Genomic DNA, 21,616 nt, shown 5'->3' on the forward strand with positions numbered 1-21,616 from the left:
GCAATTATATGAGTAGCGGGACGTTAGTCCATTGCGTTAGCGGAAGCGGGGCGTTTAGCCCATTGCGTTAGCGAAGCGGAACGTTAGTCCATTGCGAATTGCGAATTGCGAATTGCGAATTGATATAATTCCCCATTCCCATATCCTCAAAACGCAGATTTTCGTGTATGCTTTGTGTCCAAATATCCTAGCGATACGAGGGACTACACATGGAACGCGTAATTTCTGCCTTGGGAATCCTAGTATTTATCGGTATGGCTTACGCTATCTCGGTAAATCGCGAGGCTATACGTTGGCGAACCATCGCTTGGGGTTTAGGATTAGAATTTGTTTTTGCTTTAGTGATTCTCAAAACACCTTGGGGGCTAAAAATCTTTCAATCCTTGGGAGATATCATCAGCAGTTTTTTAGCCTTTTCTGATGTGGGTGCAAAATTCGTATTTGGGGAGAATTTTAAAGATCATTTATTTGCTTTTCAGGTACTCCCGACAATTATCTTTTTCTCCGCTTTTATCAGTGTGATGTACTACTACGGAATTTTGCAACGAGTAGTGCAGGTTTTAGCGTGGATAATGATGAAAACGATGAAAACATCGGGTTCTGAGTCATTATCTTGTGCAGGTAATATTTTCTTGGGGCCAACAGAAGCCGCATTAATGGTGAAGCCTTATGTAGCAAACATGACACAATCAGAACTTCATGCAGTCATGACTGGCGGCTTTGCAACTATCGCCGGAGGGGTTTTAGGGGCTTATCTTTCCTTTGGAATTCCACCAGAACATTTAATTGCGGCTTTTTTTATGACTGCGCCTACTTCTTTAGTCGTCTCAAAATTGATGTACCCAGAAACGGAAGTATCTGTAACTGCGGGAAAAGTAAAAATGGAAGTAGAAAATACTTATGTCAACGTCATAGATGCGGCTACTAGTGGCGCAATTGATGGTGTCAAGTTAGCAGTCAATGTGGGTGTAATGATTATTGCTTTTTTAGGATTGCTGGCTTTTGGTAATGCCATACTGAAATGGTTAGGAGAACATATTGGTTTACCACAACTATCTTTAGAGTGGATTTTATCTTTAGTGATGTCTCCTGTAGCCTTTTTAATGGGTGTACCTTGGGCTGATTGTGGACAAGTGGGTGCATTATTAGGAAAGAAAACCATCCTCAACGAATTTTTGGCTTATGGAGACTTAGGAGAATTAATTAAAAGTCAGAAAATATCCCCCAGGGCAGTAATTATTGCCACTTATGCCTTATGTAACTTCGCTAATATTGGTTCTATTGGTATTACTATTGGGGGGATGACGGGGATGGCTCCACAACGCCAACATGATTTAGCTCGTCTAGGTGTGAGAACGATGATAGGAGGATTACTAGCAGGTTTTATGACTGCTTGCATTGCTGGTATTTTAGTGTGATTTATGAAGATTTACGAGTTTTTTTAACATAGCCCAATTCCCAATTGTGGGATTGCTTTAATTGATTTAGCTTCCCTTGAATCATCAAATTTAAAGCAATCCGAGTATTGAGATAACCTTTAAGTAAGTAGTAGCCAGGTTTAGCAACCACACCGTCTACAACAGATTGATGAGTGCGGTGAATGACTCCACAATAAGTCTGCTCACTAGGTAGATGTAGTCTAAAAAGATACTCATATTGATAACTTTTAGGAATCATAAATATAGCATAGACATTATGCTGACCACGCCAAGGACGAATTGTAATTTTTTCTGCCTCAGTGTAGTATTTATTATTGACTGTGTTAATAAAGCCCCATTTAGCATGGCAATTTCTTAAAGGAAATCGCATATCTACAAAATAGAATATACACAAAATAGCAACTAAGCTCAGGACGAATAAGAAGAAGAATCGGAGTTTGAATAATAGCTTTCGCACTTGTTATACCCATCGACTTACTATAGGCTATTTTAGCTATTGAAACAAAGTGCGATCGCGATTTTCTGGAAATCTGAAAATACAAACTTAATTACTATATGATTTCAATAATTTTATTGATTATCTGCGTGAATTGTCCTGTTTTCAGTTAACTTCCTTTGTATAATATAATTTGCTTATCTGCGGTAAAAATGCGATTTTTTCTAATAGTTTGAAAATAGAAACGGCACAATCACAGCATCGCCTTTGACAAATTCTGTCATACCGCTTCTTACTCTGAATTTAACCAATCTTTTTGTAAAGATGATTCACTCATCAACGTAATATCTCGGTAATTCTATTGCTGATGTTTGATTTGCAGAAAACAGTCAACAGTTATCAATCAACAAAAACATTACCAAATGTGAAAATTTATACGTAAATACGGTAGCGATCGCTAGTTGGTTGTTAGATTAGCAAAGAATCTCTAAAATCAAGCAAGTTAGCGGCGATTAACAATGGTATCTACTACTGCACGCTTCTCCGATGTCCAAAACCATTGGGCGCGTCCGTTTATCGAAGCCTTGGCGGAAAGACGCATTTTGAATGGCTATCCTAACGGTACTTTTCGCCCAGATAACTCAGTCACCCGTGCTGAGTTTGCAGCGATAGTTGCAGCCGTCTTTAATGTTCCTGTAAAGCGTCCGTATATCTCTTTTATCGATGTTCCGGCGAATAACTGGGCGGCTGGTGCAATCAAAAAATCTTATGAAACAGGGTTTTTAACTGGCTACCCCAATAAAACTTTCATTCCTAATAATAGAATTGCCCGTGGTGATGTCTTAGTTTCTCTAGTCAATGGTTTAGACATTGCCACTAAAATTAAACCCGATTTATTAGAGAAACTACCGCAAATTTATCAAGATGGGACAAGTATTCCTAATTATGCTACTAATCAAATTGCGATCGCTACTAGTGCAGGTTTAGTTGCTAGCTTCCCCAACATCAAGCTACTCAATTACAATATCGCTGCAACTCGCGCGGATGTAGCGGCTATAGTTTACCAAGCTTTAGTTTATCTCGGTAACGCCCCCAAAATTAACTCTACATATCTGGTAGTTCCCCCTGTCACCGCACCGAGAACCGTTAAAGTCAGTCATCAAAGAGAGTTTCGAGGCGCATGGCTAACAACGGTGTGGAATAGTGACTGGCCTTCCAAAGCTGGACTTTCTGGAACTCAACAACAAACCGAATTAGTTGAGATTATCAAGCGACTACAAGAACTTAATTTTAATGCCCTAATTTTACAAGTGCGTCCTGAAGGCGATGCGTTATACGCTTCTAGCATTGAACCTTGGAGTGCTTGGCTATCGGGAACCCAAGGGAAAGCCCCAGAACCATTTTATGATCCCTTGGAATTTGCGATCGCCGAAGCTCGCAAACGTAACATCGAAGTTCACGCCTGGTTCAACCCCTACCGCGCCAAAACCAGCATCAAAGGAACGCCCAACGTCAGACCCCACATAGCTTTAAGCAATCCAGAAGTAGTATATCAATGGGGTAATCAATTATGGATGGATCCAGGCGCGAAAATCGTCCAAGATAGAGCTTATAACGTCATTATTGATGTTGTCCGCCGATATGATATAGATGCTGTCCACCTGGATGATTATTTTTATCCCTACCCCATTCAAGGTCAATCTTTCCCCGATGATAAAACCTACGCCGCCTATAAATCCACAGGTGGCAAACTTAGCCTAGACGACTGGCGACGAGAAAACGTCAATCAAATGGTGCTGCGGCTATCCCAAGGAATCAAAGCCACCAAATCCTATGTCAAATTTGGTATCAGTCCCTTCGGAATTTACCGCCCTGGACAACCACCGGGAATTACTGGCTTAGATGCTTACAATGTCTTGTATGCTGATTCTAAAAAATGGTTAGAACAAGGTTGGATTGATTATATCGCTCCCCAACTCTATTGGCGTACAGACCAGGCTAAACAAAGTTACTCTGCATTACTGCAATGGTGGACAGAAATTAATCCCCAACGACGACATATTTATACAGGTAACAACATCTCTCTACTAGACGGTAAAGTTTGGAAAGATGAAGAAATAGACAAGCAAGTCAAAATCAGTCGCAACTTAGTGAAAAATTTATCCTTGGGCAACATTTTCTTCAGTATGAGTTCGATTACGGATAATCGCCAAGGTATTGCTGACAAATTTAAAGATTCACTTTATGCTACACCCGCCATAGTACCTGCCATGTCTTGGCAAAATCAATCACCACCACCCCCACCCAAAGACCTACAATTTAATAACGGTAGACTCAATTGGCAACCAGGAGATAATCAACCTGTACGTTCATGGACACTATACCGTCAAAGTGGGGATACCTGGACACTGCAAAGAATCTTGTCGGCAGGCACAACTTTTGCTACTGTGCAACCAGGAACTTATGCTGTGTGTGCAGTGGATAGATTAGCTAATGAAAGTGAGGGTGTAGTCATCACAGTAAGTTAATCTATAAGTTTGTAGTAAGGACTTTAGTCCTAGAAAAATCAGCACTGAAGTGCTTACTACTAACCTAATTAACTTTCTTGCTATGCAATTTTTGAAACAAATCCGGCGTTTACCGAAGATTATTTATTTATTCATAGCTTTGGCGATCGCGCTTTTAATTAGCGGGTTATTCTTAATTAATTTAGAATCAGATGTTATAGAAATTAGTAGCATAGAGTTTATCGGACAAGCCACATTACCCAAAGGTTTATCCTTCCAAAAAACTCCAGTCGGTGGTTTATCTGGTATTACCTATGATGCTAAAACCGACCTTTATTATGCTATCTCTGATGATCGGGGACAAAAAGCCCCAGCCCGATTTTACACTTTTAAAATCGATTTAAATCAAGGTCGTCTACAAGATAATAGTATCAAGACAGTTGGTGTCACCACATTATTAAATAATCAAAATCAACCCTTCGCTTCAGGTACAACAGATACAGAAGGCATCGCTGTTACTCAAGATGAAACAGTATACATTGCTTCTGAAGGTGATGTGGAACAATCAATTCCACCATTTATTCAAGAATTTGACCTAGCTACCGGTAAAGCCCAGCGAAATCTACCCATACCACCCAAATTTTTACCTAATAAAAAGCGTCAGCGAGGAATACGCAATAATTTAGCTTTTGAAAGCCTCACCATTACACCTAACAATAAATATTTATTCACAGCGACGGAAAACGCCCTGATTCAAGATGGTGTCATAGCTGCACCAAATATTGGTACACCTTGCCGGATTTTGCAATACAATCTTGCTAACGGGCAACCCCAACAAGAGTTTCTTTATCAAACCGAACCTGTAACATCATTTTTTAATCCTACAGGTAGATTTGCTAGCGGATTACCGGATTTACTAGCTTTAGACAATCACAATCATTTTCTTAGTATAGAACGTTCTTTTACTGGTTTGAGCTTTACTGTTTTCTTATTTCAAGTGTCTTTAACAGCAGCCGATAATATTCAAAATATAGACAGTCTTTTAACAAGCAATACTCAAAATATGCAAGCAGCGCAGAAAAAACTCCTGTTAGATTTAAGAACTTTAGATGTCGCCCTAGATAATATAGAGGGCTTAACTCTAGGGACAAAACTCGCCCACCGAGAACAATTATTAATCCTAGTTAGTGATAACAATTTTAATTCCATACAGCGCACACAATTTTTAGCATTTAAGCTCAAATTTGCTTCTCCACTCATGATATTATTCCACCGGATTTTTCCACAAAATTAACTATTAATGAGAGATAGCTAATCTTTTGAATACGGCTATTAAATTTTCGTATAGAGGTATTTTCAGTAGAATTACTATAGTGCTGATCCTCTGAGATTGAGTTTTATTAGGGATTGCGTAAATTTCCTCATATCTTTTATTTAATCAATATGTTACATAATATTTAAGGAATTTTGCATAGTTATAAGCAAAATTCTGTGTAAAATTTAAATTGTTTTTTCTTGAAGCTATGACGCTTTTAAACTACACAATTATACCAATTTTGGATTTGGGATGTTGGATTTTGGATTAACAGTCTAGATTTATAGCCTATTCCAGAATCTTGAAACAATACTACCTATCCAAATTGAGTATTACTGATGAGGTGTGTTTAGCCTAACGAGTGCAAGAGTGACTTTCTCATATAAAGCAACGGAAAGCAGCTATCTCACTATTAATAGTTAGGAATCAGCAGCCACAACGAAAAGTGTAAAATTTAAACACGTAAAAGCTTATTTTCAAATTACTTAATTAACTCCATCAGATTTAACCGAATCTGAAATCTTAAAGTTAATGAATTCCCAAAATCACCATTATTTGATAGCGTCAAGTTTCCAAATATGGTCAACTCCAAGCCAGAGCCAGATATTTATATTGGAAAATTTTTAAACAATCGCTATTTAATAATAGACTTGATTGGCAAAGGCGGTATGGGACGTGTTTATTTAGCTGAGGATACAGCTAAAGGTGGTAAACAAGTCGCATTAAAAATCCTCACATTCAATTTAGCGACTCAAAATTTGTCTCAACGCTTTGGTAGAGAAATTTTCATTGGCGCGCAATTAGGACGCAAAAGTAAACACATTGTCCGTGTCTTGAGTTACGGTGTGATTGAGCATAGAAATCCATTTTATGTCATGGAGTATCTTCAAGGTAAAAACCTCAAGCAACTCCTCAAAACTCAGCCGTTAACAACCGGAAAATTTCTAGATATTTGTCATCAGATTTGTTTAGGCTTAGAATGCGCCCATCAAGGTATTACCTTCAAAGGTGAAATTTATCCTGTTTTACATAGAGACATCAAGCCAGAAAACATATTTATTACTAAAGATAGTCAACAAAATGAGATTGTTAAAATTTTAGATTTTGGTATTGCTAAATTTTTAACAGAACGCAGTGGGATGACTTTAACCGATTCTTTTATCGGGAGTTTACCTTACTGTTCCCCAGAACATATGGAGGGACGCAAATTATTAGATGTCCGTTCTGATATTTATAGTTTGGGAGTGTTAATGTTTGAAATGTTAACTTCCAAACATCCCTTCCAACCCCAAAGTAATTCTTTTGGTAGTTGGTATCAAGCTCATAGATTACAAATACCGCCCACCTTTGCAGAAATTGACCCCCAATTAAAAATACACCCAGAATTACAAGATTTAGTCATTAAATGTTTAGCTAAAGAACCAGGCGATCGCCCCCAAAATATTCAAGAAATTCTGCAAGTTTTAGAGCGAGTTAAAAACAAAATTACCGCTAATGTTGATAATAGTGATGTGTGGGAAAGTTTGCCCACAGTGCAGCTAATTCCTGTCACCTCTGTTTCTGAAAAAGAATGCTTAAAAAAAACCTGGCCAAAAAATAAACCCATTAAATCCGTTGGTTTTCCTTACTTGTTACATACAAGCCAAGGGATTATTCCTACATATTGGGCAATGCTCCCCAAGCAGGAAATCGACCAATTCATCAATAGAAGTCACAGCACGGAATTTATTCACAAAGTTACCCTATACCCGATGATTTTATGGGTAGCTGTACTGTACGATGCTCAACTATCACTAATTCGGTGGCTATCATCTTTCATTGATTTGAGAGACAATAGAGGTCAAAAAATTATTCAATTGTTAGCAGATACAGGATATTATCACTTATTATTTTTTGCCCTGGAAGACCCACATAACTGCGCCCAAGTGATGACACTCACCCTGACTGCTAAACAAAGACAACAACTAGTAGATTGGTTGAATATCACACAAAAATCTACGGCGACAGTATCGACTACACCAGAAGCAGCCAAAGCAAACTTAAAGGGAGAATTTGAAAAAATTAAGCTAGAAATCATGCAGAATCTAGCTAATAATAAACAACTTGATAAATTTGATTTAAAGAGTTGGTTATCCCAGTTGATTGAAAACTTCATGCAGTTATTCAAAAATAAAAATAACTAATAATTTCTTATGTAAGTTTTAAATTTTATGGCAATGTTAGAGGTTATATAAAGTGAATCCAAGTGCGTTTGCATCAGAACAAAATGCAGGACTAATTGCCAATCGCTACCAATTAAAAAAGATGATTGGAATTGGCGGCATGGGTGAAGTTTTTTTAGCAACTGATATGCTACTAGGAGGAACACCAGTTGCCATCAAATTTTTAACCCAAACACTATCTGATTCTAAAATTCACAAAGACTTTGCGCGTGAAGCGTTGATGAGTGCAGCTTTGAGTCAAAAGAGTCTGCATATTGTCAGAGCATATGATTATGGTGTCAGCGATCAGGGAAAACCGTTTTATGTGATGGAATATTTAAACGGCCAGAGTTTAAAAGAATTAATTCCCCTACCACTAGCGAAGTTTTTAAATTTAACCCGCCAAATTTGTTTAGGCTTACAGTGCGCCCATCAAGGAATTCAAATTGATGGTAAGATTTGTCCTTTAGTACACCGAGATATTAAACCAGCAAATATATTAGTTATTCCTGACCCAATTTTAGGTCAATTAGTGAAAATATTGGATTTTGGCATTGCTAAATTTGTCAATTATGCAGCAACATTCAGCACTAATAAAGGATTTCATGGGACATTACCTTACTCTTCACCTGAGCAATTAGAAGGAGAAAAATTAGATAATCGCTCTGATATTTATAGCTTGGGTGTGATGATGTTTGAGATGTTAACTGGTGCTAAACCTTGGAAACCAGAAACAGATTTATTTGGTGCATGGTATAAAGCCCATCACTTTGAAGCACCACGCACGATCGCCCAAGTCAGTCCCCAGCTAAAAATCCCGCCAGAGATTAATGATTTAATTATGGCTTGTTTAGCGAAAAAACCAAGCGATCGCCCCCAGAATGTCGGCAAAATTCTTCAGGTTCTGGACAGCATAGAACAGCCAAATGGTCATGTTTACTCAAATTTAACACCTAAAATTACACCCCAAGTAAATATTAATTCTCAGATACATTTAGCCTTAAAAAAAAATGTTCAAAAATTTATTTGGCCAGGAGATAAACCTAAACAGGAAATAGTTTTTCCTCATTTAATTAATATCTCTCACACATCGATGACCACACTCTGGTTGATGTTACCAACTCCAGAAATTCAAAAACGTCTACACCCGCAAATACACAACCGATTTATTTTTCTCTCATCGCCCCATCCGATGCTGTTGTGGGTGACACTACTTTACACTCCAGAAATAGAACCTAAGTGGCTACCATGTTACCTAGATATGCAAAGTTCTCACAATCGTCAGATGGTGACATCTCTAGTCAACAATAAAAACTATCCACTCATTATTTTCACTTTAGAACCACCCCATTCTTGCATTCACATCCTCAATAGTGAGATTGATCCTAACCAACAACAAAAGCTGAAATTATCTGTAGAACAAAGTCAAAAATTACCCCCAATGAATCAAGCACATTTAAGTAAAAATTTGCTGAAGCAACAATATAAACAATTGCAGTCACAAATCCTCAAAGAAATAGCCTCCATGTCGCATATTGTCGCTTCAGCTCATCTGAACCATAAATAAAAAACTTAGTATAGTTCAAATTCAGAAAGTAGATAGGCAAAAATCTGTATGATAGGAGTTGTTATTTTCCACAATAACAACTCTCATAAATATTCAAAACAACATAGCTATTGAATCACAGAATCTCGTTTATATGCCCATACAGCCATCAATCCAAACACCCCTCCAGCCCATAATAGCCATAGTAAATGTAGCGAGAGATGTTGATCATAATTTAGGCCTGCTGCCCATAGAGTTAGTTCTCGATAGTGATAAAACGGTGAAAAAGCAACTGCATCCTCTAAAAAATGTGGATTAGTGAGAGGTAAAGCACCACAACTAGCCAAGCCAAGCGGAATCGATAAACCAGCAATAGAGTCGTAACTTTTAGGTTGTGTTAGGTAGCTTAAAGCTAGTCCAAAAACTGCAAAGGGTATGACTCCTAAAACTAAACTGAAGAAAATAAGCAATACTTGTTCGATATCAGTGTCTATTTTTAATCGCCAGACTCCTAAGATCATAATTAATGTAATGGTGATGGCAGATATTAGGAGAGTTGTAACAAGTTTTGCAGCTATATATATAACCGGTGGTAATGGGGTTACACGCAGCAATTTTAACCAACCTTCAGCGCGTTCAACTGACACTCTCTTACCCAATCGCTCAATTGCAATAGTCAATAAAATTAACACACTAAATGATAATAGTGCTTGCTTTGCAACTTCACCCTGAAATGGAATTACAGTAATACAGCACGCAAACAGAATAATACCTAATAAAAACAAAGGTGTACGCAATAATTGAATGATTTCTACCCACATTTGCTGTAGAAATATGAATACAACATTTTGTGGGTGAATTACAACTTCTGTTTGTGGCTTCTCTTGGTTTTCAAGTTTAACTAATATTTCTTCTTGACTCTTGATACTCTCAGCTTGAGTAAGTTGTCCTTCGGTGAGTGCTTCATTAAATTTATGAAGAGTCACATAACGAGTTGCAAGTTTACTAAGCTCCTCCAAATCTGACGGACGATGTGTAATCATTAAAATGGTTACACCTTGCTCTCGGTAATGTCTGATTTCTTGCCAAAAAAGTGCATAGCCTTTAGCATCTAAGTCTTTCGTCGGTTCATCAAGTATAAGCAGTTCTGGATTACCTACTAAAGCCAGAGCAAAAAATAAACGCTGTGTTTCCCCGCCACATAACTGACTAGCCCATGCTTCAGATTGATCTTCAAGACCAACCTTTTTTAAAATATCCACAACTGTCTGTGAATTAGGATAGTAACTACATACAAGCTGAACTAGTTCTTTAACTTTCAAATTTGGTGGAACATTTGTTTTTTGTAAAACCGCACCTACTGATATTCTTGCAGATGATTCTTGAGGAGAAAGACCCATGAGTTTGACTTCTCCTTCGCTCGGTTGAAGAATTCCTAAAATTAAATTCAATAAGGTAGTCTTACCTGCACCATTTTCTCCTAGCAATACTACAAATTCTCCTTCCTCAACAAAAAAATCAATCCTATTGAGAACACGCTTTTTTTTTAACCCTTGATAAAGGTTCTTAGAAACTTGCTTGACTTCAATTAGATTCATAATCAATTTCTCTCTAAAAACTAGGATAAATGCAGCGAAGAATATATAAAAAACCAAACAGCAGAGGCTATACCAACAGCAGGTAGCAATGAAACTCCTAAGAATGACGTTAAAACTACAACTGTCGCGGTTCCTCCTGCAAAAGCCCAAAAATCACTAGTTAATGTAGGAGAATGTCTACCCATATCAGAACAAAAGCTGAAAATGCACAATTCATTCCCCCTAGTAACAAGAAAGAATGTAGCAACTATTCCAATTATGAAAAGCCCAAGTACAATCATTTTGGTTACATCACTTGGTAAGCTTGACAATATTGAGCTTCTATTAGCAGGCTTTACATTTCCTAAAGGCACAGATGTATTATTACTCAGTTGATTACCTGAACCTGTATTCATCACCTGATTAACAGGAGAATTTGATAATTGTTGTGAACTATTTACTGGATTATTGTTATTCTGAGGAAGAGATTGCATCACCTGTTTCTCCTGAAATAAATTCTTGAATATTCAAAATTAGTGGTTTAATGCGCTCCAATAGATAAAACAGTTCTAATTGCTAACCAAGTAACAAATCCAGAACCAAGAACAACCGCTAGTGGGGAGCTTGCAATTAAAGCAATACTTGTGGCAACACCTATAGCAATAGCACCAGCAGTAACATCAGGATTGTTATTTATTTTTGCCAGAATGTGGGTGTCGGATGATTTTTTACTAGGGATTTTTGGATAATTTGAAGTTTCAGTTTTATTTTGATATTTTGGTTGAGTCTGAGTAGTGCTGTTTTCTTTAGGAGTAGAAGAAACTTTTTGTCCTGACCTTTCCATACAATCTATCGGCAGATCGCCAGACCAATGAATCATAGGATGGCAAGAGTGCTGAACCTTCAAGGTTGTAGTTGCTAATAAAGAAGTCCATATCAAGAAACAAACTATTAGGATTGCTTGAAAATGTGATTGCCAAACTTTTTCCAGCCAATAAAAAGGAGACTTTGTTGAGGATTCCATAGAGAACATACTTGCAGTAAGTTACAATAGTTAAGAGAGATAATTAGAAGTAGGAAACTACTGAATTTCTGTTTCTTATATTAAGATTCCCAATCCAAAATCGGATCTAACATTTTTAGGCAAAAATTCTACATATTAAGCAAATACCGTACTTGTAATATTTTTCGATTTTTATAGACAGTCAAATCTGTAGCCATCTTCTAAGCACATGAAGATTTTTCTTGCAATATATCAATAGTGCCAATTTTCAATAGAATAAATTCCCGCTACACTAATTCAATTAAGTAAGTCAGATAACATCTAAATTTCAAAGTTCCTATCTGTTGCTCAATTTTGGAGAATTGGTATAAGTTCGATATTGCTACGGAGGTATTTAGATATATTTATAAGTAAATCTAAAAATAGTAACTTACCTAGATTTGTAAACAATCTAGTTTTTATAGAGTGTAGTAGCTAATTTAGTATGGAAGAATTTATTAAGGAAGTAGCTGAAAAGGGATTTCCCGCAGTGCTACTTTTAGCTTTGATGGGAACTACAGGTTTGACAGGAATGGCTGGCGTTACATCCGCATTATTAATGTTGGGTGGGCCTTTTGGTATAGCGGGTGGTGCTGCTTTACTTAGCATAACGGGTTTAGCAGCAGATATGTTATCTAGATATGGATTGGAAATTTTATTGGTATCAATTTATGAGCAACGTCTGCAAAACGGTGAATCAAAGCGTAATCTTTGCCAGGAAATTCGCAGATTGCCCATTTCGGATGGTTTAAAACGCACTATAGAAGAAGAAATAAATTCTAAATAGGCAACTACAAATTGTCTTAGTAAAGCTTTATCTGCTCATACTACCGGATTAAATTGAACCTTCACAAAAATAGGGTAGGCTGTTTTGCCTACCCTATAATATTCGATAAAAATTTACGCGCCTTCCCGTAACTTATCCAAAACGCTTCTATCTTCTAGTGTGGAAGTATCACCAGTCACATCTTGTCCGGCGGCGAGATTTCGCAGTAACCGCCGCATGATTTTACCCGATCGCGTTTTGGGTAATGCGTCAGTAAAGCGGATTTCTCCAGGACGGGCGATCGCACCAATTTCTGCAACTACGTGCTTTTTCAGTTCTTTACTCAAGTCTTCACTGGCTTGATAAGTCCCTTCTAAAGTCACAAAAGCTACTACTTCCTCGCCTTTGAGTTCATCTGGCTTACCAACTACCGCCGCCTCAGCTACGGCTGGGTGAGACACCAGGGCTGATTCAATTTCCATTGTCCCCAGGCGGTGTCCTGAAACATTCAGCACATCATCTACCCGTCCCATCACCCAGAAATAGCCGTCTTCATCTTTTCTCGCCCCATCACCAGCAAAGTAAGTATACTGCCCATCTTTGGGGGGAATATGTTCCCAGTAGGTGCGGCGGAAGCGTTCAGGATCACCGTAGACAGTCCGCATCATTCCCGGCCAGGGATGGCGTACCGCTAAGTAACCGCCTTCATTTTCACCGACGGAATTACCATCCAAATCTACGATATCGGCGAAAATGCCAGGGAAGGGTAAAGTTGCTGATCCTGGTTTAGTGGGAATTGCCCCAGGAAGGGGTGTAATCATAATTCCGCCGGTTTCTGTTTGCCACCAAGTATCAACAATGGGGCAACGTTCCCCGCCAATTACACGGTAATACCACATCCAAGCTTCGGGGTTAATTGGTTCACCCACAGTTCCCAACAGGCGCAAGGAAGACAAATTGCGGGATTTGGGATGGTGTTCACCCATTTTGATAAATGCCCGAATTGCTGTAGGTGCAGTGTAGAAAATATTTACACCGTATTTTTCAATTACATCCCAAAAACAACCAGGATTAGAAGCACGGGGCGCGCCTTCATACATTAATGTTGTAGCACCGTTGGACAAAGGCCCATAGACAATATAACTGTGTCCAGTAATCCAACCCACATCGGCAGTACACCAATAGACATCTGTATCTTGTAAATCGAAAATCCATTTGGTGGTCATGTGGCTGTATAAGTTGTAACCGCCAGTAGTATGAACTACACCCTTGGGTTTGCCGGTACTGCCGGAAGTGTAGAGAACAAACAGCATATCTTCACTGTCCATTGGTTCGGCGGGACAATCTCCTGATACGCCTTTTTGTAAATCGTGCCACCAATGGTCACGTCCTGGTTCCATGTGAGTTTTTTGTCCAGTGCGTTGTACGACCAAAACATGGTTGACACTGGGAACAAGACCATTCGCGATCGCTTTATCTACCTGTTCTTTAAGAGGAACGATCGCATCTTTACGCCAACCACCATCGGCGGTAATCACTAACTTCGCTTCCGCATCATTTAAGCGATCGCGCAACGCCTCAGCACTAAAACCACCAAACACTACACTATGGGGTGCGCCAATTCTGGCACAAGCCAACATAGCGATCGCCGCTTCTGGAATCATCGGCATATAAATGCCCACGCGATCGCCTTTTTGTACACCCAGTTGCTTCAACACATTGGCAAACTGACAGACTTCCCGATGTAGTTGGGCATAGGTAAGGGTGCGAGAATCCCCTGGTTCCCCTTCCCAAATCAAAGCAGCTTTATTTTTGCGCCAAGTAGTTAAATGTCTGTCAAGACAGTTGTAAGAAATATTGATTTTTCCGCCCACAAACCACTTTGCAAAAGGTGGTTGCCAATCTAGGACTGTGTGCCATTTTTCAAACCAATGCAATTCTGATTCCGCCAAATCTGCCCAGAATTTTTGCGGATCAGCCTTAGCTTGGTCATAAAGACGCTGATAATCCTCCAAACTTTTGATATGTGCCGCCTGCGAAAATTCACTAGTGGGATGAAATAACCGCTTCTCTTGTAAGATTGATTCTATGGTTGATTCAGACATAATGATTGCTGGTAATAGCGTTGTGACTGACAACTATTCTGTACTCAAAGTTAGACAAAATTGCTTTGATTTTTCTTAAGCAAATTTTAGGAGGTGGGGGTTTAGGGATTTAGGGGTGTAAGGGTGTGGGGGTGTAGGGGTTTAGGGGTGAGAAAGATTAGCCGTAAGGAAATCTACGTATAGGAAAAAGAACCCAAATAATTACGCTGCCCCTATACTCCTTCTGGAATATCCCCCTAGTAGGATGATGTTGTTTAAAACACTTTTATAAGTTTATAGAACAATACAGTTCAGATCATTCAATTTTTCCTGTTCCCCAATCCCCAGTCCCCAGTCCCTAATCCCCAGTCCCAATTCAGCCTTTTCCCTGTTTCCGTTCTGTGTTCTGTGCTGTATAACATTCGATACATATTCACCCTGGCGATCGCCAGAGGGTGGATGATGGGTTTGTTATTTTCCGATTCAGTATGTCTAACCATCCCCGGCCGCGTGTGAGAGTGAAATTAATTAGAAAACCGTTTTTGAGTCATCCCCTGAATTTATTTATAGGGATTACTTGCTCTATTTTGCCTTTTAGCTTCTGGCTTCTCCAACCAGCCCAAGCACAAGTCACAGAATATTGTCGCATTTCATCAACTGCGGTCAAAAATAAAGAAAATTTGCGCTTATTAACCCTCAAAGGGGATAAAGACGCTAACAGACGCTATCAGCAATTAATTCAAAAACACGCCAAAGAAGTCCAGCAATGTCGTAACCGCACTTGGCCGCAAGTCCAGGCTGTGTGGTTACGTTTATACGCTTGTGATCTCAGGCCGGGGGCTATAGATCAGATTATGGATCGAGTGATTAATGATGGCTATAACCAAGTTTATCTAGAAGCATTTTATGATGGACGCGTCTTGTTACCCGCAGCCAATAACCCGACAGTTTGGCCTTCAGTAATTCGCAATCCTGGCGCGGAAAAAGCCGATTTACTCGCCACAGCCATTAAAAAGGGCAAACAAAGGGGATTGAAAGTTTATACTTGGCTGTATACTACCAACTTTGGCTATAGCTACGCACTCAGAAGAGATAGAGAAAGTGCGATCGCCCGTAACGGTAAGGGTCAAACTAGCTTATATGTTGTCAATGATGGCAATCAAGTATTTATCGACCCCTACAACGAACAAGCCAAACGCGACTATTACCGCATGGTGCAAGAAATCCTCCGTCGTCGTCCCGATGGAGTGTTATTTGACTACATCCGCTATCCCCGTCAAGCTGGTAGTGATTCCATCGCCACCAAAGTCACAGATTTATGGTTATTTACTAAAGCAACTCAAGAAGCTTTGTTTCGTCGCGCCCAAAATAATAAAGGACTAGAGTTAATTCGGCGTTTCTTAGGCAAGGGATACATCACAGCCGGAGATATTAGCGAGGTTGATCAACTCTATCCCCAAGAAAGTGAACCGTTATGGCAAGGCCGTACTCCCCCAACCCAAGAAAAATCACTCCTGTCAGCTAACGAAAGACAACCCCTACTGCAAACAGAATTGTGGTTATTGACGGTAGCCCATGCCATGCAAGGCATTATAGACTTTGTTACCTTAGCTAGTCTCCCAGCCAAACAACTCGGTATTCCCTCCGGTGCGGTATTTTTCCCAGAAGGTAATCAAGTTGTGGGACAAGGCTATGATTCCCGCTTGCAACCGTGGGATCAGTTTCCTAGTTCCTTACAGTGGCATCCCATGTCCTATGCAAATTGCGGTAACGTTAACTGTATTGTGGAACAAGTACAACGGGTAATCAGTTCCGCCAAGCCAGGAACACAGATTATTCCAGCGTTAGCAGGTAAATGGGGTGAACCCGTGAGTAATCGTCCCTCATTAGAAGACCAAATGCAAGCATTACAGCAATTTGCACCCAAACTTAAGGGAGTGAGTCACTTTGCCTATTCTTGGCAGTATCCTGATCATGATAGCGATCGTAAATTCTGCCGTTAGGGACTTCCAGATAAAAAAATATCCAAACTGTAGGGTGCGTCAGTATGAATAATCTCTTGGTATAGTTAGGTTTTATCGCACTGACGCACCCTAATAAGCTATTTATTTGCGATAATTTATTTTTTGGTGTTCCCTTAGACTATGAAAAATCAAATTTACGTTTAATGCGAATTGCGTTAGCGAAGCGGGGCGTTAGCCCATTGCGAATTGGTTTAAAATCAAAACATAAAATATCCCCTATCTCATCCAGCAATGGTCACTACACGTCACGCTTCAGAACAAAGAGTTGTGTTGAGGAATATTAGCTGGCAGACTTTTGAAACCATGTTAGCTGATATGGGAGAAGACCGAACTTCCCAAATGACTTATGACCAAGGAACGCTGGAAATTATGACCCCGCTTTTCTCCCATGAGTATTGGAAATGTTTAATTGAACGTCTGATTTTTGTTTTGGGGGAAGAGTTAAATTTAGAAATTCTTCCGGCTGGTTCTACAACATTTAAACGGGAAGATTTGCGGCGTGGTGCTGAACCAGATGGCAGCTACTATATTCGTAATGCAGTATTGATGCGGAATAAAACGGAGATTGATTTAAATACTGACCCACCACCAGATTTAGTAGTAGAAATAGATTTGACTAGTTCTTCACTAGATAAATTCCAGATTTATGCTTCCTTGGGTGTGGCTGAATTGTGGCGTTATGATGATGGATTATTTTATATTTATCAACTGCAACAGGGGCAATATATAGAATGTAATAGTTCACCGATGTTTAATCAGTTGGCTTTAACTGAAATTCCCAAATTTTTAGAAGAAAGTCAGCGAATTGGTGTGATGGCGATGACAAGAAACTTCCGTAATTGGGTGAGAAAACAGTTAGAAGTTGAGAAATAGTTGGTGGGTGAAAATGTGAGCGATCGCTTTAATTTATTAAGTGAGACTTTGAAGGCGATCACACATACTATTGTTTAATTAAAGCCAGAAATCTTGTATCTTCTCGAATCACATCAAAATTTGAATCATATTTTGCCATTTCACGGTATTCATTAGGACTCATGCTAATAGCAGTTCTTAAACTTTCAATTGCTAATTCAACATTTATCTGTGCAGCATAGCAACGAGCTTTACTGTACCAAGCAGTATGATTATCCGGTTCAATATCTATAACCTTATTAAAACAACTGATAGCTTCCTCATAACGTTCTAATTGCATTAAGGCAAAACCTTTATTAGACCAAGTAACATAGCTGTCATATTTAAACTCAAGAGCTTTATCACAACTATTAATAGCATCTTGATAACGAGATAAATAATAAAGTGCAAAACTTCGGTTCGCCCATGTCAAGCCATAATCAGGTTTAAGTTCAAGAGCTTTATCGAAATTTATAAGAGCTTCTGAAGATTCTGGTATTTCTAATACTAGAGTTTTTCTGTTATTATGGTGTTTTTTTATTCTGAAGCCAATTTCTAAAGCTTTCTCATAAACAATAACCAGACCTTCAGCAGAATATTTTTTGAGCAGTAAATATCCCTTGTTATTCCAGCAAGTATATTCATCTGGTTGAATTTTTATAACGTTGTCAAAACTAGATATTGCTTCAGAATAAAAACCTAGTTGATAAGCGGCGTAGCCTCTATTCTCCCAAGCTTGATGATAATCGGGTTTAAATTTCAGTGCTTGGTCGTAGGATGATATCGCCTCTTCATCGCGTCCTGAATCTCTTAGCGCATTACCGCGATTGTACCAAGCTTCGTGTTTATCGGGTTTAAATTGCAGTGCTTGGTCGTAGGATGATATCGCCTCTTCATTGCGTCCTAAATCTCTTAATGCATTGCCGCGATTGTACCAAGCTTCGTGTTTATCGGGTTTAAATTGCAGTGCTTGGTCGTAAGATAATATCGCCTCTTCATTGCGTCCTAAATCTCTTAGTGCATTGCCGCGATTGTACCAAGCTTCGTGTTTATCGGGTTTAAATTGCAGTGCTTGGTCGTAAGATAATATCGCCTCTTCATTGCGTCCTAAATTTTTTAGCGCAATGCCAAGATTGTACCAAGCTTCGTGTTTATCGGGTTTAAATTTCAGTGCGTGGTCGTAGGATGATATCGCCTCTTCATAACGTCCTAAATCTAATAGTGTATTACCGCGATTGTAGCAAGCTTCGTGAAAATCAGGTTTAAATTTCAGTGCTTGGTCGTAGGATGATATCGCCTCTTCATTGCGTCCTAAATTTTTTAGCGCAATGCCGCGATTATTCCAAGCTTCGTGAAAATCAGGTTTAAATTTCAGTGCTTGGTCGTAGGATAATATTGCCTCTTCATTGTGTCCTAAATCTGATAGCGCAATGCCGCGATTGTACCAAGCTTCGTGAAAATCAGGTTTAAATTTCACAGCTTGGTCGTAGGATAATATTGCCTCTTCATTGCGTCCTAAATTTTTTAGCGCAATGCCGCGATTGTTCCAAGCGTCGAGAAAATCAGGTTTAAATTTCACAGCTTGGTCGTAGGATGATATCGCTGCTTCAAATTCATTAGCTGAACGCAACAATTTACCTAGTTCAAGTAGTAACCTGGGTTTTTGATTTTCTGTTTGGTTTGGTTCAGCTAGCAAGTCTTGAATTGCTAGCACTTTCTCTATCTTTTTCTCTGGGCTGAGTTGTAAATATTCGTTATAATCGGCTTCATCTAGTATGCGAGATGATTCCTGTTCAACTAACTCTGGTGTAGTTGGTAATTCAAATACTCCAGAACGCCAATCAAAAAAATCTGGGGCGCGATGAATTAAATAGTTGATGGAAAAGGAGCGCAACAGGAAAACAAAGCAAAATGGAAAATCATCTCTAAACCTTTCTCGCTGTTGGTTTAAGTGATTTAAAATATGCGGCACACTGGTTAAGTTGCTAAATTGTCCTTCGGTTATTTCACCAAAGGTTCTTTTCTCATATTTATATAAGGAATATTCCAGACCTTTAATTAATAAAATATCTATTTGCTTGTTTTGAACAAACTCACCCACTCGCTGATATAAATTATCAATCGCCTCAACCAAGCGCAAAACTTCTATGTGCTTGTGGGGAATATCCTGGGGAAGTTTAGTAGTTAAATTATCTGCTTCCACAGGAGTACACTGCACAAAATACAAGCCAAATCCAGATTTGCGTTTCAGGGCGCGGACTAAATCTGGATAGGCTGCTTCTAGTTCAGGGGGTAAATCATCATCCCAGTCATTAAAATCTGAGTTCATGGAAGTTTTGCTACGGCTTCTTTAAATTCTGTAACTCCTTGAATTAATGGATGAATATCATACCAACGCTGCATCTCGCCTTCATCATCTAGATAACGATATTCTAAAAGGCATCGATTATACATCAGCTTTCTATACTCATCATCATTAACAATGCGTTTAGTACGGGAGACTTCTGCTAACAAACACCATTGAGAATTTTCGACGGCGCGGCGGTAAGTATCTCTAGCTTGAGTAATTGCTCTGCGTACTGCATTTTCTGTAATTGGTAACTCTTCAGACCTTCCAATAGCGTCTTGAGTTAACAATAGCAAATTCCTCACATGACCTCCACTCATTAAGCAGAGTTTTTCTAAGGTTTGGGGACTATCGAAAATGTCTTTATCTAATGATAATTCCGGTGCAATGTGTCGGACTCGCCTGTTAATTACTTCCTTAACTTTATTGATTCCTGGCTGGTAAACATCTCCTTGGATAGTTTTCACCATAATCATCGGTAAAGTTAAACATTCACCATATATATCCCTCAGATCCGTTGCCCTTGTAGAATACAACATGGAAATAGGGAGAGTGTAAACCAAATGACAGTCTAAAGCTTGAAGTTGTTCGCTGCGGTCTAGAAATACTTCGTCATAATTGGTGCGTTCTCCATCTTTAACTAACACCATCCGGTCTAAATTATCGACAATTACCGCCAGTTTAGTGTAGCCGTTAGGTAAGTGTTGTTTAGCATCCCCAAGAAACTCATTTAAAACCTGAATTAACGTAACAGTGTGGGGGTTAATTTTTTGGCGAATCTTCTGGCGTAATTCAGGAACAGCCCTTAAATTAGCTGTCAATTTGGCAAATTGGCTCAGTTGCGCTTCTATCGCTAGGCTGTCAAACTCTATAGGAGTCTGCACCAAATCTTTCACATCTTCCCAGCGATTTTTGAGCCAGTCGAGTATAGGACGAGGACTAGCGATTTCTTTCAAGTCTTTCAGCAAGCGACGAGTACAAGCAAGGAGAATATCTGTATACTGAGCATCTTCTGAGTCGATATCCTCTTCATCAGCCGCAAAATAGACGACATAAAATTGGCGATTTTCTAAATACTTTTTTAACCTCAGCAGTTCTGTAGATTTACCCGCACCCCGATGACCAGAATACAATTGATAAGTATTTTGATCTGACAGTCGCATCCGATTTCCCAACTCTTGGAGAATATCCGCATCCCCCCGCACATCCTGACAGTCTACATATTTCGGATCACCTGCTGGTAGAGGTTCAAAGGGGTTAAAGGCGTTGTAGAGTTGACTGAGTAAATCAGGACTATTAACCATAGGTAAAAAATATAGCAATGTTGCTCATAATACTAAAAATTATAGAAAATTGCGGTGCTGGGTAAAAGAAAAAAAGTAAAGTGCAGTCGTGATACTCATCAATAAAACCTCTTGCGTAAATATTTTTTGCATCACGC

At 39.1% G+C, this 21,616-nt stretch carries 16 protein-coding genes; 8 read left to right on the forward strand and 8 right to left on the reverse strand.

Annotation, left to right across the window (positions count from 1 at the left end):
• The first annotated feature begins 209 nt into the window (after window positions 1-209).
• Window positions 210-1,418: a NupC/NupG family nucleoside CNT transporter gene (locus tag ACQFX9_RS04580; RefSeq protein WP_427160907.1), complete on the forward strand. Its 1,209-nt coding sequence runs from the start codon at window positions 210-212 to the stop codon at window positions 1,416-1,418.
• 1 nt (window position 1,419) lies between these two features.
• Here ACQFX9_RS04580 and ACQFX9_RS04585 read toward each other — a convergent pair whose 3' ends face one another.
• Window positions 1,420-1,809, reverse strand: coding sequence for a hypothetical protein (locus ACQFX9_RS04585; protein WP_427160908.1), 390 nt, complete (start codon window positions 1,807-1,809; stop codon window positions 1,420-1,422).
• A gap of 584 nt (window positions 1,810-2,393) precedes the next feature.
• Between ACQFX9_RS04585 and ACQFX9_RS04590 the strand changes: the two genes are divergently transcribed.
• The 4 genes from ACQFX9_RS04590 to ACQFX9_RS04605 all read left to right on the forward strand — a co-directional run bounded on the left by ACQFX9_RS04590 (window position 2,394) and on the right by ACQFX9_RS04605 (window position 9,465).
• Window positions 2,394-4,403 (forward strand): glycoside hydrolase family 10 protein, encoded by a 2,010-nt coding sequence (locus ACQFX9_RS04590; RefSeq protein WP_427160909.1) that lies wholly within the window; start codon window positions 2,394-2,396, stop codon window positions 4,401-4,403.
• Window positions 4,404-4,485: 82 nt separating this feature from the next.
• A complete protein-coding gene (locus ACQFX9_RS04595; RefSeq protein WP_427160910.1) occupies window positions 4,486-5,676 on the forward strand; it encodes an esterase-like activity of phytase family protein in 1,191 nt (396 codons plus the stop codon).
• Between the two features lie 599 nt (window positions 5,677-6,275).
• On the forward strand, window positions 6,276-7,880 hold the full coding sequence (locus ACQFX9_RS04600; RefSeq protein WP_427160911.1) for a serine/threonine protein kinase: 1,605 nt from the start codon (window positions 6,276-6,278) through the stop codon (window positions 7,878-7,880).
• Between the two features lie 52 nt (window positions 7,881-7,932).
• Window positions 7,933-9,465, forward strand: a complete 1,533-nt coding sequence (locus ACQFX9_RS04605; RefSeq protein ID WP_427160912.1) for a serine/threonine protein kinase — start codon at window positions 7,933-7,935, stop codon at window positions 9,463-9,465.
• 107 nt (window positions 9,466-9,572) lie between these two features.
• On the opposite strand, the gene ACQFX9_RS04610 is transcribed toward ACQFX9_RS04605, so the two are convergent.
• Genes ACQFX9_RS04610 through ACQFX9_RS04620 form a run of 3 tightly spaced genes read right to left on the reverse strand, consistent with a single transcriptional unit; the run spans window position 9,573 to window position 12,045 of the window.
• A complete protein-coding gene (locus ACQFX9_RS04610; protein WP_427160913.1) occupies window positions 9,573-11,042 on the reverse strand; it encodes an ABC transporter ATP-binding protein/permease in 1,470 nt (489 codons plus the stop codon).
• 20 nt (window positions 11,043-11,062) lie between these two features.
• On the reverse strand, window positions 11,063-11,515 hold the full coding sequence (locus ACQFX9_RS04615) for a hypothetical protein (RefSeq protein WP_427160914.1): 453 nt from the start codon (window positions 11,513-11,515) through the stop codon (window positions 11,063-11,065).
• Window positions 11,516-11,562: 47 nt separating this feature from the next.
• The gene (locus tag ACQFX9_RS04620; protein WP_427160915.1) at window positions 11,563-12,045 is read right to left on the reverse strand and encodes a hypothetical protein; all 483 of its coding nucleotides are present in this window, start codon (window positions 12,043-12,045) and stop codon (window positions 11,563-11,565) included.
• 463 nt (window positions 12,046-12,508) lie between these two features.
• Here ACQFX9_RS04620 and ACQFX9_RS04625 point away from each other — a divergent pair, with 463 nt between their 5' ends.
• On the forward strand, window positions 12,509-12,850 hold the full coding sequence (locus ACQFX9_RS04625; RefSeq protein ID WP_427160916.1) for a hypothetical protein: 342 nt from the start codon (window positions 12,509-12,511) through the stop codon (window positions 12,848-12,850).
• 113 nt (window positions 12,851-12,963) lie between these two features.
• Here the strand turns inward: ACQFX9_RS04625 and acs are convergent, their stop codons facing one another.
• Complete coding sequence (gene acs / locus ACQFX9_RS04630) at window positions 12,964-14,934, reverse strand: acetate--CoA ligase (protein ID WP_427160917.1); 1,971 nt, start codon at window positions 14,932-14,934, stop codon at window positions 12,964-12,966.
• A gap of 299 nt (window positions 14,935-15,233) precedes the next feature.
• Complete coding sequence (locus ACQFX9_RS04635; RefSeq protein ID WP_427160918.1) at window positions 15,234-15,413, reverse strand: hypothetical protein; 180 nt, start codon at window positions 15,411-15,413, stop codon at window positions 15,234-15,236.
• Between ACQFX9_RS04635 and ACQFX9_RS04640 the strand changes: the two genes are divergently transcribed.
• Window positions 15,402-16,916, forward strand: a complete 1,515-nt coding sequence (locus ACQFX9_RS04640) for a family 10 glycosylhydrolase (RefSeq protein WP_427160919.1) — start codon at window positions 15,402-15,404, stop codon at window positions 16,914-16,916. The two genes, ACQFX9_RS04635 and ACQFX9_RS04640, sit on opposite strands and share 12 nt — an antisense overlap.
• 252 nt (window positions 16,917-17,168) lie before the next feature.
• Window positions 17,169-17,810: a Uma2 family endonuclease gene (locus ACQFX9_RS04645; RefSeq protein WP_427160920.1), complete on the forward strand. Its 642-nt coding sequence runs from the start codon at window positions 17,169-17,171 to the stop codon at window positions 17,808-17,810.
• Between the two features lie 67 nt (window positions 17,811-17,877).
• Here the strand turns inward: ACQFX9_RS04645 and ACQFX9_RS04650 are convergent, their stop codons facing one another.
• Entirely contained in the window at window positions 17,878-20,157 is a 2,280-nt protein-coding gene (locus ACQFX9_RS04650) for a tetratricopeptide repeat protein (RefSeq protein WP_427160921.1), read from the reverse strand.
• Window positions 20,154-21,479, reverse strand: coding sequence for an ATP-binding protein (locus ACQFX9_RS04655; protein WP_427160922.1), 1,326 nt, complete (start codon window positions 21,477-21,479; stop codon window positions 20,154-20,156). Before ACQFX9_RS04655 ends, ACQFX9_RS04650 begins: the two co-directional genes overlap by 4 nt.
• Between the last annotated feature and the right edge of the window lie 137 nt (window positions 21,480-21,616).

It is taken from the genome of Aliinostoc sp. HNIBRCY26, assembly GCF_050235535.1.
In the GTDB taxonomy this organism is placed as follows: domain Bacteria; phylum Cyanobacteriota; class Cyanobacteriia; order Cyanobacteriales; family Nostocaceae; genus Trichormus.